1 protein-coding gene is annotated in these 796 nt (G+C 70.4%); it reads left to right on the forward strand.

What is annotated here, in order from left to right:
• Positions 1–680 (forward strand): TonB-dependent receptor domain-containing protein (locus tag VQ02_RS34465; RefSeq protein WP_048448788.1); only part of this gene is annotated, 680 nt, incomplete at its 5' end.
• Positions 681–796: the final 116 nt, after the last annotated feature.

The raw sequence follows: 796 nt of genomic DNA on the forward strand, positions 1-796 counted from the left end.
GTCTCGTGGGCTCGGAAGTGGGCGTCCGCAATCGCTCCATCGCCGGCCTCGAATCGACCGTGACCCTGTTCCAGCTCGATTTCGACTCCGAGAACCTGTTCGTGGGCGATGCCGGCACCACCGAGCAGAGCCGCCCGAGCCGGCGCACCGGCATCGAGTGGACCAACCACTACGCGGTGACGCCCTGGCTCGCGCTCGATGCCGACCTCACCGTCACCCATGCGCGCTTTGCCGACCGCGACCCGGCCGGCAGCCGCATTCCCGCCGCCCCCACCGCCATCGCGGCGGCCGGCTTCACGCTGGGCGAGGCGCTCGGCTGGTTCGGCACGCTGCGGCTCCGCTATTTCGGCCCGCGCCCGCTGATCGAGGACAATTCCGTCCGCTCGAAGCCGACCACCCTGGTGAACGGCCGCATCGGCTACAATTTCGACAACGGCGTCACCGTGCAGCTCGACATCCTCAACCTGCTCAACGTCAAGGCGAGCCAGATCGATTACTTCTACGAGTCTCGCCTGCGGGGGGAGCCGGCCGGCTGGGTGGCGGACACGCATCTGCATCCGGTGGAGCCGATGGCGGTGGGGGCGGCGGGGATGCGGCTGCCGGCCGGGTCGCGGTCGGCAAAGCGCGCATGGGTGACGGTGAGGTCGGCATCGAGCGCGAGCCAGGGCGTCACCGCGTAGTGGTTGGTCCACCCGATGCCGGTGCGCCGGCTCGGGCGGCCCGGCTCGGGGGTGCCGGCCTCGCCCCCGAACAGGCTCTCGGGGTCGAAATCGAGCTGGAACAGGGTCACGGTCGA

It is taken from the genome of Methylobacterium variabile (assembly GCF_001043975.1).
Taxonomy (GTDB): Bacteria; Pseudomonadota; Alphaproteobacteria; order Rhizobiales; family Beijerinckiaceae; genus Methylobacterium; species Methylobacterium variabile.